Genomic DNA, 14,813 nt, shown 5'->3' with positions numbered 1-14,813 from the left:
GGCGAAGGAGCGGTACGTGATCGATCCGGTGGTCGACCCGGCATGGGTGCGGGAGCAGGGCGATCGTGTCGTGCTCGCCGACGTGCGTTTCTATCTTGACGGGCGGTCCGGGCGCGAGGCGTACCTGTCGGGGCATCTGCCGGGTGCCGTGTTCGTCGATCTGGACCGTTGGCTGGCGCGGCCCGGCTCGCCCGAGGGCGGCCGGCATCCGATGCCGGATCCCGAGGTCTTCGCGCAGGGCATGGCCGCGGCGGGCATCGGCGACGGCGACACCGTGATCGGTTACGACGATGCCGGCGGTGCGGTGGCGGCGCGGCTGGTCTGGATGTTGCGCGCCATCGGTCACGAGGCTGCGCTGCTGGACGGCGGGCTCACCGCGTACGCGGGTGAACTGGTCAGCGGTGAGACGGACCGGCCCGCGGCGGTCTTCACGGCCCGGCCCTGGCCGGCCGACCGGCTGGCCGGGATCGACGATGCGGCCGGCGGCTCGTTCGTGGTGCTCGACGCCCGTGATCGTGCCCGGTTCGCCGGCGAGACGGAGCCGATCGATCCTCGGGCGGGTCACATTCCGGGGGCGCGCAGCGTGCCGTGCCGGGAGAATCTCGCCGCCGACGGCCGTTTCCTGGCGGTGCCGGCCCTGCGGGAGCGCTTCGCGTCCGCCGGCGTGACGGACGGCGCGGATGTCGTCTCCTACTGCGGCTCGGGTGTCACGGCCTGCCACAACCTGCTCGCCCTCGAGCATGCGGGTCTCGGCGTGGGCCGGCTCTATCCCGGGTCGTGGTCGCAGTACAGCGCCACGGATCGCCCGGCGGCGACCGGCGACTAGTCGGGGCTGCCGGCGAGGCCGCGCGCGGCGGACGCCTCGTCGTGGTTGAGGCCCTGGTATCCGGTGAGCTCGTGCTGCCGCGCCTGGTCCTCGATCCAGCGGTTGTGCGTCTCCCAGGCGGCCTGTTTGCTGGTGCCCAGCGCCGCGCCGATCTGGTTCCACGAGGCGCCGGCGGCGCGTGCCGAGCGGACCATCGGCTGCCGTCCGTAGCCTGCCTTGCGGATGACGACCTCGCTGAGGGCCAGCAGCTCGAGGGTCTCCTCGCGGGTGAGCGCCTCGGCACCGTCGTTCTCGGTCATCGCGGCGAGGGCCTCCCGCATCCTCAACTCGTCGTATCGCGTTGTGGCGGTAGAGAGCGTGTGCTGTTGCTCCAGTTCGTCGGGAGTAGTCATGTCTGGCAGTCTTTCGTCAGGTTGGCTTGACGTCAAGACGGCCTGACATTGCCATGTGAATTGGGCTCACTTCTCCCGCTAAATCAGCCTCAAAGCCGTCAATTTTGCTGGCCATAATTGCATGACCACCTCAGCCGTTCAGTCAAGATTTCGGGATGTGCGGGTTCGACCGGCCATTCGCCGCTGTCTGACGTACTCAGCGTGTGGCACCATCATGGAACCCCCACCCGACTGACACCCTCAGTACAGGAGCCATGGATGTCCGCAAAGAAGCTCGGCCGCTTCGCCGCCGGCTTGTTCGTGGCACTCGGACTGGCCTTCGGTGGCCTGGTCGGTGGGAGTAGTGCGGCCGCTGCGACATCTGCGCCCTCGGCCGGCGCAATGGCGGCTCAGTTCGAATACGACTGGAGCTGAGGGCGGGCCGCTTCGCGGCACACGGCACCTCGTTTGGGAGCACACCGAGCGGTAGGGGCGTTGGATGGCAGGGCGTCAATCCCCACCGCGACGATCGCCTGAATACGTTTGGCTCATCACCGGCACTCTGTCGATCATCACCATCGTCTTCGGCGTGGTTCTCGCGGATCGCGACCCGACCTGGTCCGATCATCTGCTCGTCGCACTGCTGGCGGTGCCCCTCTTCGTCCTGCTCGGAACGGGCTCGCGATACATCCAGATCGGGCGGCACGGCACCTCGCTCGGCCTGATCGAGATCGCGCTGGTCCTCGGCTACTACTTCATGCCGTCGGTGCTCGTCGTCGCGGTCAGCGTGATCGCGGTCGCGATCGGCGAGCTTCGGCGCCACTCCGCGCCCAACCGGTTCGCGTTCAACGCCGCGAAGGCGGGCGCCGCCACGGCCATCGCCGGCATCGTCCTGGAGATGCTGCCGCCCATCGAGGACAGCGGCCCGGGCACCTGGGCGGTCCTCTGCGTCGCGGTCACCCTCACCACGGTGGTGACGCTCTTCGCGGTGGCGGCCGTGATGGCGACCGTGCAGGGCGTGCAGACCGGCTTCGAGATGCTCCGGGTGGCCTGGCCCGGCCTGATCGCCGCCGAGCTGTGCATCGTCATCGGCCTCGTCTTCATCGTCGCGCTCGAGGCGACCTGGTGGTCCGCCTTCCTGCTCTGCGTGCTGGCCACCGTGCTCACGCTGGCCTACCGCTCCTACTCGGACCTGCTGCGGCAGCACCACACCCTGGCCGAGCTCTACGAGCTGGCCAACGCCGTCGTCGAGTCCAGTCAGGACGTGACGCTCATCGACTCGCTCCTGGTCCGCGCGCGCTCGCTGATGCAGGCCGAATACGCGACGTTCCGGCTGCCGGCCACCGGGCGTCACCCCGAGGTGCTGCTCACCTCGAAGGTCGAGGCGCGCGGCCTGCTCGACATCAGCCGGACGCCGGCCGAGCTCACCCAGCGCGCGACCGCCGAGCGGCGCAGCGTCGCGGTCGGCGCCAAGCTGGCGACCGACCAGGACCTCATGCCCGATCTCCGCGACGGCGGGATCAAGGACTGCATCGTCGTGCCGCTGCGCTCCGGGCAGGCCGTGATCGGCACGCTCGAGGTGGTCAACCGGCTCGGCGACTTCAAGCACTTCACCAAGACCGACGTGCAGGTCGTGGAGACGATCGCCGCGCACGCCGCGGTGGCGGTGGAGAATTCGCGTCTGGTCGAGCGGCTGCGCTACGACGCGTACCACGACCGGCTCACGTCGCTGCCCAACCGCCGGCGGATCACCGACGCACTCACCGAGTCCGTCAAGATCCGCACGCCCGGTGAGGTGGTGGCGGTCATTCTCTTCGACGTCGACGGGCTGCGCGACGTCAACGAGTCGATGGGGCACGCCGCGGGCGACAAGCTCCTCGTGGAGGTCGCCGGCCGGCTGCGCAACATCGCCGGGTCCGGCGCGCTGGTCGGCCGGATCGGCGGCGACGAGTTCGTCGTGACGCTGCGCGCGGAGAGCACCGAGGAGACCGTCCGGCTCGCCACCGAGATGCGCGAGCAGCTGCGCGGCCAGATGGCCGTCGGGACGCTCACCCTCGACGTGGACACCGCCGCCGGGGTGGCCGTGCAGCCCGACCACGGCGACGACCCGGACGCCCTGCTGCGCCGCGCGGAGCTGGCCGCCAACGCCGCCAAGGCGCTCCCGTACGGGGTGCAGCTCTTCCACCCCGCGCTGGAGTCGAGGGCGGTCCGCCGCCTCGGCCTCGCCGCCGACCTGCGCCGCGCGCTGGACTCGGGCGAGCTCGAGGTCCACTTCCAGCCCAAGGTGACCATCCAGGACCGGCACCTGATCGGCGTCGAGTGCCTCGCCCGCTGGCAGCACTCCGCGCACGGCGCGGTGTCCCCGGAGGACTTCGTCGCGGTCGCCGAGCACACCGGTCAGCTGCACCGCCTCACCGAGGTGGTGCTGACCGCGGGCCTGCGGCACTGCCGGGAGTGGGCGGACGCCGGCCGGCCGCTCTCCATCGCGGTGAACCTGTCCGCGCGCACCCTGCTCGACCCGCGCTTCCCGGACCAGGTGCACGAGCTGCTCAAGCAGCACCGGGTCCCGGCCGGGCAGGTCACCTTCGAGATCTCGGAGCCGAGCATGCTCGGCGAGATCGAACGGGCCCTGCCGACCCTGTACCGGCTGCGCGACCTCGGCGTGCGGCTGTCGGTCGACGACTTCGGCACCGGCGCCTCCTCGCTGTCCTACCTGCGGCAGCTCCCGGTGCACGAGGTGAAGATCGACGACAGCTTCGTGCAGGGGATGGCGACCGACTCGGGCGACCTCGCCATCGTGCGCGCGGTGATCGGCCTGTCCCGTGAGTTCGGCCTCACCGTGGTCGCCGAGGGCGTCGAGAGCGAGCTGACCTTCGACCTGCTGGCCGAGCTCGGCTGCGAGATCGGCCAGGGGTACTTCTTCAGCCGGCCGCTGCCGGTCGAGCGGCTGAACACCTGGCTCAGCGCCCAGACGGAGCCGGAGGAGACGCCGACGGGCGAGGTCCGCCGTCTGCGCGCCGTCGGCTGACACCGCGCTGACCTGCGGTTTCCCCGGGCGAGGGAGGCGATTTCACCTCGGGTGCGCGGCCGTGTAAGCTTCTGTCTGCGCATCACGCGAGAGATCGCGCGCGCCCCCTTAGCTCAGTCGGCAGAGCGTCTCCATGGTAAGGAGAAGGTCTACGGTTCGATTCCGTAAGGGGGCTCCACCCGGGTTCGTGACCGAGAGCCTGGCGCGGCGGTGTAGCTCAGATGGCAGAGCAAGCGGCTCATAATCGCTGTGTCGCCGGTTCAAGTCCGGCCACCGCTACTCATCCGGGACCCCGTTCCGGATGCCGTACGACCCGGGCAACTGTCCAGGTTTTTGCATGTCAGCGCGGCTAGCGTCTACGCTGGTATGTCGTATGTGAATCCCGTTAGCAGGAAGGCACCCCGCCGTGGCCAAGGCGACCGACGTCCGTCCCAAGATCACCTTGGCGTGTACGGAGTGCAAGGAGCGGAACTACATCACCCGCAAGAACCGCCGTAACGACCCGGACCGCATCGAGCTCAAGAAGTTCTGCCCCCGGGACGGCAAGCACACCCTGCACCGCGAGACGCGCTGACGACGCACCGAAAAAGCTAGGCCTGCTGCGGCGACCGGTTTCCGGTCGCCGCAGAGTATTTTCAAGCAATGCCTCTGGACCAGTCGTTCGTCGGCCGCAGCTGGCCGCCCACCGCGCCCTATCTCGTGGGCCGGGAGAAGATCCGTGAGTTCGCCGCCGCGATCGGCGCCACGGATGCCGAGTATCACGACCCCGAGGCCGCCCGAGCCATCGGCTACGCCGACGTGGTGGCGCCGCCCACCTTCCCGGTCGTGATCACCATGACCGCCAGCCGTCAGATCGTCGCCGACCCCGAGCTGGGCCTGGACTACAGCCGGGTGGTGCACGGCGACCAGCGGTTCGCCTACGCCCGGCCGGTCGTCGCCGGCGACGCGCTGATCTGCGTCAACACGGTCGAGGAGATCACCTCGCGGGGCGGGCACGACTTCCTGACCACCCGCACCGACGTCACCACCGAGGCCGGCGAGGCCGTCGTCACGGTCTGGTCCAAGCTCGTTCAGCGCGGGGAGGAATGATCATGGCTGAAACGCTGCCCACCCAGACGTTCACCGTCACCAGGGCCGACCTGATCCGCTACTGCGGCGCCTCCGGCGACTTCAACACGATCCACTGGAGCGAGCGGATCGCGAACAGTGTCGGCCTGCCCGGCGTGATCGCCCACGGGATGTACACGATGGCCCTGGCCGGCCGTGCGGTCTCCGTCTGGGCCGGTGCGCCCGACGCCGTGGTCGAGTTCGGAGTGCGGTTCTCCCGCCCGGTCCCGGTGCCGGACACCGACGAGGGCACCGAGGTCGTGGTGACCGGAGTGGTCAAGGAGGTCACCGATGACGGCCTCACCAAGCTCGAGCTGACCGCGACCTGCAACGGCCAGAAGGTGCTGTCGATGGCGAGGGCAACCATCCGTAAGAGGTAGGCCCGGGTTGGGCAAGCGGCGGACCTACCCGTACACTGGTCCGCCGTGGGGTAGTGAACCCTGTCGTTCGCGCTGCGAAGGGCAGGAGAACCCCACAAAGGGGTGTAGCTCAATTGGCAGAGCAGCGGTCTCCAAAACCGCAGGCTGCAGGTTCAAGTCCTGTCACCCCTGCGCACCGATCGGCCCAGTATCCGGACCGGCCAGCTGGCCGGTCTGCCCGGCGGCGGGCGGCCGGCTTGACCGACGCCGCATACGGCGCCGATGTGACACCCCTATCGACGACGGAAGAGGGCGGAAGTGGCCGAGAGGAAGCGACCCGGTGACGACGCTGCAGGCGACCGCCCCGAGGACGAGGCGTACACCGACGGTGACGTCCAGGATGATGTCGTCGAGGCAGCCGACGAGCCGGTGACCCGTGGCGGCGACAAGGCCGACCGCGAAGCCGACTCCGGCGATTCCAAGCAGGCGAAGTCGACCCGCCGCAGTGGCAACCGCATCGGCGGTTTCTTCCGCGAGGTCGTCAGCGAGCTGCGTAAGGTCATTTGGCCGACCCGCAAGGAACTGCTGACCTATACGAGCGTGGTGATCGTGTTCGTCACCGTGATGACGACGATCGTGTCGCTGCTCGACTTCGGGTTCGGCAAGGCCATCCTGGCGACGTTCGGCAACTGAAGCTGATAGTTACGGAAGTGAGCAAGCGTGCCTGAGTACGACGACGAGACCGCCCCGACCGCCGACGAGCAGTCCACGGTCGCGACGGCGGACGACGCCGAGTCGGTCGAGGCCGCCAGCGAAGAGCCCGTCGCCGAGGCGGAGGCCCCCGAGGCTGACGACAACTACGACCCGGTCGCCGAGCTGCGGCAGAAGCTGCGCTACGCCCCGGGCGACTGGTATGTGGTGCACTCGTACGCCGGCTACGAAAACAAGGTCAAGACCAACCTCGAGACCCGGATCACGAGCCTCGACATGGAGGAGTTCATCTTCCAGGTCGAGGTGCCGACCCGCGAAGAGGTCGAGGTCAAGAACGGCAAGCGCCTCCAGGTGCAGAACAAGGTCTTCCCCGGCTACATCCTGGTCCGGATGGACCTCAGCCCCGAGTCCTACTCGTGTGTGCGCAACACGCCGGGTGTCACCGGCTTCGTGGGCGCCACCGACCGGGTCGACCGCCCGGCGCCGCTGTCGCTCGACGAGGTGCTGAAGTGGCTGGCCCCGGCCGTCGAGGCCGAGGAGAAGAAGGCGAAGCCCGAGATCCGCGTGCTGGACTTCGAGGTCGGCGACTCCGTCACCGTCACCGATGGCGCCTTCGCGTCGCTGCCGGCGTCGATCAGCGAGATCAACGCCGACCAGCAGAAGCTCAAGGTGCTGGTCTCCATCTTCGGTCGCGAGACGCCGGTGGAGCTCAACTTCAACCAGGTCGCCAAGATCTAAGACGTACGTCGTGGGAGGGGCGCGAACGGCGCGCCCCGCCATCTACCACAGGAGTAAGAGAGAAATGCAGCGCAGCAAGGCTTACCGCAAGGCCGCCGAGCAGATCGACGTCGCGAAGCTCTACGAGCCCGCCGAAGGTGTGAAGCTGGCCAAGGGCGCCAGCCCCACCAAGTTCGACGCCACGGTCGAGGTCGCGATGCGGCTCGGCGTGGACCCGCGCAAGGCCGACCAGATGGTCCGCGGCGTGGTCAACCTGCCGCACGGCACCGGCAAGACGGCCCGCGTGATCGTCTTCGCGCAGGGCGCCAAGGCCGAGGAGGCCGTCGCGGCCGGCGCCGACGAGGTCGGCACCGACGAGCTCGTCGCCCGCATCCAGGGTGGCTGGCTCGACTTCGACGCGGCGATCGCCACCCCGGACCAGATGGCCAAGATCGGCCGGATCGCCCGGATCCTCGGCCCGCGTGGCCTCATGCCCAACCCGAAGACCGGCACCGTCACCATGGACGTGACCAAGGCCGTCTCGGACATCAAGGGCGGCAAGATCACCTTCCGGGTGGACAAGCACTCCAACCTGCACCTGATCATCGGCAAGGCCTCGTTCAGCGAGAACCAGCTGGTGGAGAACTACGCCGCGGTGCTCGACGAGGTCCTGCGGGCCAAGCCGTCGGCCGCCAAGGGCAAGTACCTGAGGAAGGTCACCGTCAGCACCACGATGGGCCCGGGCGTGCAGCTCGACCCGAACGTGGTCAAGAACCTGCTCGGCGAGAAGTCCGACGGCTGATCGCCGGCCACAGCTAGGAAGCCCTCGGGGGTCACCCCGGGGGCTTCTTCTGTGCGAGGCTTCCGCGGTGCGATTCGACAACGTCTGGTTCCGGTACGCGCGCCGCGCGGGCTGGACCCTCCAGTCGGTGGACGCGACGGTCCAGCGCGGCGCCACGGTGGTCGTGCTGGGCCGTAACGGCGCGGGCAAGTCCACCCTGCTGCAGCTGGCCGCCGGCGTGCTGCGCCCGGTGCACGGCGCGGTCCGGGAGCGCCCGCCGGTCGTCGGCTGGGTTCCCGAGCGCTTCCCCGCCGATCAGCCGTTCACGACCGAGCAGTATCTGACCCGCATGGCCGCCGTGCGCGGCCTGCGCGGAGGCGCGGAGACCCGCCGCTGGATCGAGCGCCTCGGCCTCGGCGAGCACCGCCACACCCGGCTCGCCGACCTCTCCAAGGGCACCGCGCAGAAGGTCGGGCTCGCCCAGGCGCTGCTGCTCTCCCCGGGCCTGCTGGTGCTCGACGAGCCGTGGGAGGGCCTCGACGCGGCGTCCCGCACGCTGATTCCGCAGATCGTCGGCGAGGTGACCGCGGCCGGCGGCACGGTGCTGGTCAGCGACCACCGCGGCGAGATCGCCGGCCTGCCGGACGCGATCCGCTGGATGGTCACCGACGGCACGGTCGGCACCGAGGCGGACCCGCCGGGGGAGCCCGCCGAGGTGGTCATCGAGGTCGCCGTCCGCCGGGCGGACGCCGACCACACGGTGGCCCGGCTGCGTGCCGACGGTCACCGTGTCCTGGGCGTACGCGCGGAGCGGGCGCGGTGACCGCGCTCGTCCTCATGCGCCTCGCGGGGTTCCTGCGCAGCGGGCGTGCCCTGGCGCCGATCATCGCCGCCCTGGTGGTCCTCGGGATCGTCCACGGCGGCGGCCGGTCCCCGGCCGCCCCGGCGTACGGCTACTCCGCCGTGATGCTCTTCCCCGTGCTCGCCCTGCAGGCCAAGCTGGTGCTGGACGCGGAGCCCGACGTGCAGCGCCGGCTGGCCCGGCTGGCGGTCGGACCCCGCCGGGAGGCGATCGCCGGGCTGCTGGCCGCCACCGTGCTGGGAGCCGTCTTCTGCGCCGTCGCCATGGTGGCGCCCTGGTGGCCGTTCCACGCGATCCGTGGTCCGCTGCCCGGCTCCGCCGAGCCGTCGACGGCGGCCGGCGTCGTGCTCGGTGTGCTGGCGCACCTGCTGGCGCTGCCCGCCGCGGTGGCGCTGGGCGCGCTGGCCAGCCGCGCGGTGACCCGCACCGTGCGTAACGGGGTCACGGTGCTGGTCGCCGGCGCCGTGCTGGTGGTCGTCCTCGGGCTCAGCGGCTCGGTCGCACCGTGGCTCGTTCCCCCGGTGATGGCCACCGCCCGGGCGCTGGCGGGCGACGACCCGCCCCTCGTTCCCTCCGGCGCCACGTTGTTGCTGCTCACCGGCTGGGCGACGGCGTGGTGCGCGGTCGCGCTCGCCGGGTACGCCCGGCTGCGCAGGAGCCGCTCTTGACGCCGATTTGGTTTCGGGTGTAGCGCCGCGTATTCTTCCTCCTTGAAGTTCCACCCATAGACCGCTGGTCGCCGCACCCTCACGGGTCGCGGACGAAGGCCTCGCAATATGCGGGCGGCCCGCGCAGGGGAGAACGGTTCGTGATCACGCCGACGCCGCGAGGTGTCCGTGTCCCGCCCCGTGCGCCCTGCGCCGGGGCGTTTCTCATGTTCGGGCCTGTCTGACGACCGGCGGCCCAGCACTGAGAGAGGAGGGACATGGCGGACAAGCCGGTCCGGGCCGATAAGGCCACTGCCGTCGCCGAGCTCACGGACAACTTCCGTAACTCGCAGGCCACGCTGTTGACCGAGTATCGCGGCCTCACGGTCTCCGAGATCACCGAGCTTCGGCGCTCGCTCGGCAGCGAGACCAAGTACTCCGTGTCGAAGAACACGCTCGCTAAGCGGGCGGCGACCGACGCGGGTATCGAGGGTCTCGACGCGCTGTTCACCGGTCCTACCGCGCTCGCCTTCGTCGGCGGCGACCCGGTCGAGGCGGCCAAGGGCCTTCGTGCCTTCGCCAAGGCCCACCCCGTCCTGGTCATCAAGGGCGGCGTCTTCGAGGGCAAGGCCGTCTCGGCCGAAGAGGTCGGCAAGATCGCTGACCTCGAGTCCCGCGAGGTGCTGCTGGCGAAGCTCGCCGGCGCCATGAAGGGCAACCTGAGCAAGGCGGCGGCGACGTTCCAGGCCCCGCTGGTCAAGGTCGCTCGCCTGGCCGTGGCCCTGCAGGACAAGCGCGAACAGGACGGTTCCGCCGAGGCCTGATCGGGCCCCGCGCGGAGTTTGACTTTCAATCAACGGAAACAACGAAAGGTTGCCAACATGGCGAAGCTCAGCACCGACGAGCTGCTCGGCGCGTTCAAGGAAATGACCCTCATCGAGCTCTCCGAGTTCGTGAAGGAGTTCGAGACGGTCTTCGACGTCAAGGCTGCCGCGCCGGCCGCCGTCGTCCAGGGCGGCCCTGCCGCTCCCGCCGAGGCCGCTGTCGAGCAGGACTCCTTCGACGTCGTCCTCGAGGGTGACGGCGGCAAGAAGATCCAGGTCATCAAGGTCGTGCGTGAGCTGACCGGCCTGGGCCTCAAGGAGGCCAAGGACGCCGTTGAGGCCGCCCCCAAGGCGATCCTCGAGGGTGTCAACAAGGAGAAGGCCGAGGCCGCCAAGGCCAAGCTCGAGGGCGAAGGCGCCAAAGTCACCCTTAAGTGATCTAGAGCTGGGTGTGTCGGGGGTGATGGTCCGTGCGGACCGTCACCCCCGTTTCCGTCTATGTGGATCCGCAGGTCAGGACCAGTTTCGTCGATCGTCTGAAGGGCGACGGACAAAAGCCGCCAACTCCTGCATTTCATCCGCTAAAGTCGCTTTGGCGCTTCCCGTGGGCCTCGGCGCAGGGCCGACCCGCGGCACAGGCCTTGACTGTGTGTCCCGTGACAGGCACGCTGACATCAGCAAGTTTCCGCGCTTGCGACAGCCGCCCTGTGGGTACATCCGATTCATCGGATCCTCACAGATCGGCACCCGAGGGAGAGACGCCGCGTTCCGAGCGGCCCCGCACGAGGCACTGACCCTGGAGGCGCAGGTCAGAGGCCGCGGGGATGCGTTCCGCAGGCACCCTCTGGTGTGGGCTGGACAGCGGTTAGCCGAGCGGCTACACTGCTAGTTTGCGCTGCCTTCTGTCTTGAGCCCTGCAGGAATATCCACTCGGATGATTTCCTGGGGGTTCATTGGAGTGCACGCAGACAAGTGACGCAGATAGTTGCAACAGCAGCTCAGCCGCATCAGCAGCACCGGTCCTCGGAAGGACGCATCTTGGCAGCTTCCCGCCCTGCGAAGACCAGTCGTACGTCGAGCGCTTACGCTCCCCGCCGTATCTCGTTCGGCAGGATCACCGAGCAACTTGAGGTCCCCAACCTCCTCGCCCTCCAGACGGAATCCTTCGACTGGTTGGTCGGGAACGAGGCTTGGCAGACGCGCTCGACGGACGATCCGCACGCCCACTCGGGCCTCGCAGAGATCCTCGAAGAGATCAGTCCCATTGAGGACTTTTCCGGCACCATGTCGCTGTCCTTCTCAGCGCCGCGCTTCGACGAGGTCAAAGCCTCGATCGAGGAGTGCAAGGAGAAGGACCTGACCTACTGCGCGCCGCTGTTCGTGACCGCGGAGTTCACCAACAACACCACTGGCGAGATTAAGAGCCAGACCGTGTTCATGGGTGATTTCCCGATGATGACCCCCAAGGGGACGTTCGTCATCAACGGTACCGAGCGCGTCGTGGTGAGTCAGCTCGTCCGTTCGCCGGGCGTGTACTTCACGAAGGAGCCGGACAAGACCTCCGACCGCGACCTTTCCAGCGTCAAGGTCATCCCGAGCCGGGGTGCCTGGCTCGAGTTCGATATCGACAAGCGTGACACCGTCGGTGTCCGCATCGACCGCAAGCGCCGGCAGGCCGTCACGGTCCTGCTCAAGGCGATCGGTTGGTCGGCGGATCAGATCCGGGAGCGGTTCGGCTGGTCCGAGCTGCTCATGACGACGCTCGAGAAGGACCACATCGGCGGGCAGGACGAGGCCCTGCTCGACATCTACCGCAAGCTCCGCCCCGGCGAGCCGCCGACGCGGGAAAACGCGCAGACCCTGCTCGACAACCTCTTCTTCAACCCGAAGAGGTACGACGTCGCCAAGGTCGGCCGTTACAAGTTCAACAAGAAGCTCGAGATCGACGTCCCGATCGTCCGGGGCACGCTGACCGAGGAAGACATCGTCAAGACCGTGGACTACCTCTGCCGGCTGCACGCCGGTGAGGAGGGCTACGAGCCTGACGACATCGACCACTTCGGCAACCGGCGCCTGCGCACGGTGGGCGAGCTCATCCAGAACCAGGTCCGCGTGGGCCTGTCCCGGATGGAGCGCGTCGTCCGCGAGCGGATGACGACCCAGGACGTCGAGGCGATCACGCCGCAGACCCTGATCAACATCCGCCCCGTGGTGGCCGCGATCAAGGAGTTCTTCGGCACGTCGCAGCTGTCGCAGTTCATGGACCAGACCAACCCGCTGGCGGGCCTGACCCACCGGCGCCGGCTGAGCGCGCTCGGTCCGGGTGGTCTGTCCCGTGAGCGGGCCGGCTTCGAGGTCCGTGACGTGCACCCGTCCCACTATGGCCGGATGTGCCCGATCGAGACGCCGGAAGGCCCGAACATCGGCCTGATCGGTGCCCTCTCGACGTTCGCGCGGGTCAACCCGTTCGGATTCATCGAGACTCCTTACCGCAAGGTGAACGACGGCCGGGTCAGCGACCAGGTCGACTACCTCACCGCGGACGAGGAGGACCGGTTCGTCAAGGCGCAGGCGAACGCCTTGCTGGCGTCCGACGGCACCTTCGCGCAGGATCGCGTCCTGGTCCGCCGTAAGGGCGGTGAGGTCGACTACGTGCCCGGCACCGAGGTCGACTACATGGACGTCTCGCCGCGGCAGATGACCTCGGTCGCGACGGCGATGATCCCGTTCCTCGAGCACGACGACGCCAACCGCGCCCTGATGGGTGCCAACATGCAGCGTCAGGCCGTGCCCCTGGTCAAGGCCGAGGCGCCGCTGGTCGGCACGGGCATGGAATACCGTGCCGCTGTCGACGCCGGCGACGTGGTCGTGGCCGAGGTCGGCGGTCTGGTCGAGGACCTGTGTGCCGACTACGTGACGGTGCACCAGGACGACGGCCACCGCCGGACCTACCTGCTGCACAAGTTCCGTCGCAGCAACGCCGGCTCCTGCGTCAACCAGAAGCCGGTCGTCTTCGAGGGCGACCGGATCGAGGCCGGCCAGGTCATCGCCGACGGTCCGTGCACCGAGGAGGGGGAGATGGCCCTCGGCCGGAACCTGCTCGTCGCGTTCATGTGCTGGGAAGGCCACAACTACGAGGACGCGATCATCCTGTCGCAGCGCCTCGTGCAGCAGGACGTCCTCACCTCGATTCACATCGAGGAGCACGAGGTCGACGCCCGCGACACCAAGCTCGGCCCGGAAGAGATCACCCGCGACATCCCCAACGTCAGCGAGGAAATGCTTGCTGACCTGGACGAGCGCGGCATCATCCGGATCGGTGCCGAGGTCGTGCCCGGCGACATCCTGGTCGGCAAGGTCACGCCCAAGGGCGAGACCGAGCTGACCCCGGAGGAGCGGCTGCTGCGCGCGATCTTCGGCGAGAAGGCCCGGGAGGTCCGGGACACCTCGCTGAAGGTGCCGCACGGCGAGACCGGCACGGTCATCGGCGTCCGGACGTTCTCTCGCGAGGACGGCGACGAGCTGCCCCCGGGCGTGAACGAGCTGGTCCGGGTCTACGTCGCGCAGAAGCGCAAGATCCAGGACGGCGACAAGCTCGCCGGCCGGCACGGCAACAAGGGCGTCATCTCGAAGATCCTGCCCATCGAGGACATGCCGTTCCTCGAGGACGGTACGCCTGTCGACATCGTGCTCAACCCGCTCGGTGTGCCCTCGCGTATGAACATCGGCCAGGTCCTGGAGACCCACCTCGGGTGGATCGCCAAGACGGGCTGGGAGGTCGAGGGCGACGACGCTGACTGGAAGCGGCAGCTGCGGGCCATCGAGGCCCACGAGTCGCCCAAGGACAGCAACGTCGCGACCCCGGTCTTCGACGGCGCCCAGGAAGACGAGATCAAGGGTCTGCTCCAGTCGACGCTGGTCAACCGCGACGGTAAGCGGCTGGTCAACGGCGACGGTAAGGCGCAGCTGTTCGACGGCCGCTCCGGTGAACCACTGCCGGACCCGGTCTCGGTCGGCTACGTCTACATCCTGAAGCTGAACCACCTGGTCGACGACAAGATCCACGCTCGCTCGACCGGCCCGTACTCGATGATCACGCAGCAGCCGCTGGGTGGTAAGGCGCAGTTCGGTGGCCAGCGGTTCGGCGAGATGGAGTGTTGGGCGATGCAGGCCTACGGTGCGGCTTACGCACTGCAGGAACTGCTCACCATCAAGTCCGATGACGTCCTGGGCCGCGTGAAGGTCTACGAGGCCATCGTCAAGGGCGAGAACATCCCGGAGCCGGGAATCCCCGAGTCGTTCAAGGTGCTGCTCAAGGAGCTGCAGTCGCTGTGCCTGAATGTTGAGGTGCTCTCCAGCGACGGCGTTGCCCTGGAAATGCGCGAGACCGACGACGAGGTCTTCCGGGCCGCGGAAGAACTCGGCATCGACCTGTCACGGCGTCCTAACGAGGGCGTCAGCAGCGTCGAAGAGATCTGACGGAAGCGGGGCCCGTGGTGCGTAGGATAAAACGCGGCGGCCACCCCCCCCCGGGGAAAAAAAAAAGGCAACGAAAAAAAGGATTATTAAACTTAGGCACC

General features: G+C 68.5%; 15 protein-coding genes and 3 tRNA genes. 17 read left to right on the top strand and 1 reads right to left on the bottom strand.

The features are described 5' to 3' along the window. Positions 1–16: 16 nt before the first annotated feature. Entirely contained in the window at positions 17–826 is an 810-nt protein-coding gene (locus AB0F10_RS29125; protein WP_360631850.1) for a sulfurtransferase, read from the top strand. Here AB0F10_RS29125 and AB0F10_RS29120 read toward each other — a convergent pair. After that, positions 823–1,218 (bottom strand): hypothetical protein, encoded by a 396-nt coding sequence (locus AB0F10_RS29120; protein WP_360631847.1) that lies wholly within the window; start codon positions 1,216–1,218, stop codon positions 823–825. The two genes, AB0F10_RS29125 and AB0F10_RS29120, sit on opposite strands and share 4 nt — an antisense overlap. Positions 1,219–1,476: 258 nt before the next feature. Between AB0F10_RS29120 and AB0F10_RS29115 the strand changes: the two genes are divergently transcribed. From AB0F10_RS29115 to rpoB, 16 genes are all read left to right on the top strand, one after another. Continuing rightward, the gene (locus AB0F10_RS29115) at positions 1,477–1,632 is read left to right on the top strand and encodes a hypothetical protein (RefSeq protein ID WP_360631844.1); all 156 of its coding nucleotides are present in this window, start codon (positions 1,477–1,479) and stop codon (positions 1,630–1,632) included. Between the two features lie 64 nt (positions 1,633–1,696). Then, a complete protein-coding gene (locus AB0F10_RS29110) occupies positions 1,697–4,225 on the top strand; it encodes a bifunctional diguanylate cyclase/phosphodiesterase (protein ID WP_360631841.1) in 2,529 nt (842 codons plus the stop codon). 102 nt (positions 4,226–4,327) lie between these two features. Then, positions 4,328–4,403: transfer RNA gene (locus AB0F10_RS29105), tRNA-Thr, on the top strand. 28 nt (positions 4,404–4,431) lie between these two features. Next, positions 4,432–4,504, top strand: a tRNA-Met gene (locus AB0F10_RS29100). 127 nt (positions 4,505–4,631) lie between these two features. Next, the gene (gene rpmG, locus AB0F10_RS29095) at positions 4,632–4,799 is read left to right on the top strand and encodes a 50S ribosomal protein L33 (protein WP_067495822.1); all 168 of its coding nucleotides are present in this window, start codon (positions 4,632–4,634) and stop codon (positions 4,797–4,799) included. A gap of 68 nt (positions 4,800–4,867) precedes the next feature. Next, positions 4,868–5,314: a MaoC family dehydratase N-terminal domain-containing protein gene (locus tag AB0F10_RS29090; protein WP_360631838.1), complete on the top strand. Its 447-nt coding sequence runs from the start codon at positions 4,868–4,870 to the stop codon at positions 5,312–5,314. Between the two features lie 2 nt (positions 5,315–5,316). Then, positions 5,317–5,712: a MaoC/PaaZ C-terminal domain-containing protein gene (locus AB0F10_RS29085; RefSeq protein ID WP_360631835.1), complete on the top strand. Its 396-nt coding sequence runs from the start codon at positions 5,317–5,319 to the stop codon at positions 5,710–5,712. A 98-nt stretch (positions 5,713–5,810) separates the two neighbouring features. Next, a tRNA-Trp gene (locus tag AB0F10_RS29080) sits at positions 5,811–5,883 on the top strand. A 126-nt stretch (positions 5,884–6,009) separates the two neighbouring features. Further along, positions 6,010–6,384 carry a preprotein translocase subunit SecE gene (gene secE, locus AB0F10_RS29075; RefSeq protein ID WP_360631832.1) on the top strand — a complete coding sequence of 125 codons (375 nt, stop codon included), beginning with the start codon at positions 6,010–6,012 and terminating at the stop codon, positions 6,382–6,384. A gap of 27 nt (positions 6,385–6,411) precedes the next feature. Further along, positions 6,412–7,140, top strand: coding sequence for a transcription termination/antitermination protein NusG (gene nusG, locus AB0F10_RS29070; RefSeq protein ID WP_360631829.1), 729 nt, complete (start codon positions 6,412–6,414; stop codon positions 7,138–7,140). Between the two features lie 64 nt (positions 7,141–7,204). Next, on the top strand, positions 7,205–7,921 hold the full coding sequence (rplA, locus tag AB0F10_RS29065) for a 50S ribosomal protein L1 (protein WP_360631826.1): 717 nt from the start codon (positions 7,205–7,207) through the stop codon (positions 7,919–7,921). Positions 7,922–7,988: 67 nt separating this feature from the next. After that, the gene (locus AB0F10_RS29060) at positions 7,989–8,723 is read left to right on the top strand and encodes an ATP-binding cassette domain-containing protein (RefSeq protein WP_360631823.1); all 735 of its coding nucleotides are present in this window, start codon (positions 7,989–7,991) and stop codon (positions 8,721–8,723) included. Then, positions 8,720–9,430, top strand: a complete 711-nt coding sequence (locus AB0F10_RS29055) for a hypothetical protein (RefSeq protein ID WP_360631820.1) — start codon at positions 8,720–8,722, stop codon at positions 9,428–9,430. The genes AB0F10_RS29060 and AB0F10_RS29055 overlap by 4 nt, the downstream gene beginning before the upstream one ends. A 257-nt stretch (positions 9,431–9,687) precedes the next feature. Continuing rightward, positions 9,688–10,233, top strand: a complete 546-nt coding sequence (gene rplJ, locus AB0F10_RS29050; RefSeq protein ID WP_360631817.1) for a 50S ribosomal protein L10 — start codon at positions 9,688–9,690, stop codon at positions 10,231–10,233. A gap of 57 nt (positions 10,234–10,290) precedes the next feature. Further along, positions 10,291–10,671: a 50S ribosomal protein L7/L12 gene (gene rplL / locus AB0F10_RS29045; protein WP_360631814.1), complete on the top strand. Its 381-nt coding sequence runs from the start codon at positions 10,291–10,293 to the stop codon at positions 10,669–10,671. A 600-nt stretch (positions 10,672–11,271) separates the two neighbouring features. Then, positions 11,272–14,712 (top strand): DNA-directed RNA polymerase subunit beta, encoded by a 3,441-nt coding sequence (rpoB, locus tag AB0F10_RS29040; protein ID WP_360631906.1) that lies wholly within the window; start codon positions 11,272–11,274, stop codon positions 14,710–14,712. The last annotated feature ends 101 nt before the right edge of the window (positions 14,713–14,813 follow it).

This window comes from Actinoplanes sp. NPDC026623 (assembly GCF_040638275.1).
In the GTDB taxonomy this organism is placed as follows: domain Bacteria; phylum Actinomycetota; class Actinomycetes; order Mycobacteriales; family Micromonosporaceae; genus Actinoplanes.
The sequence above is the reverse complement of the archived record's forward strand: the minus strand, read 5'-3'. Positions and strand labels throughout refer to the sequence as shown.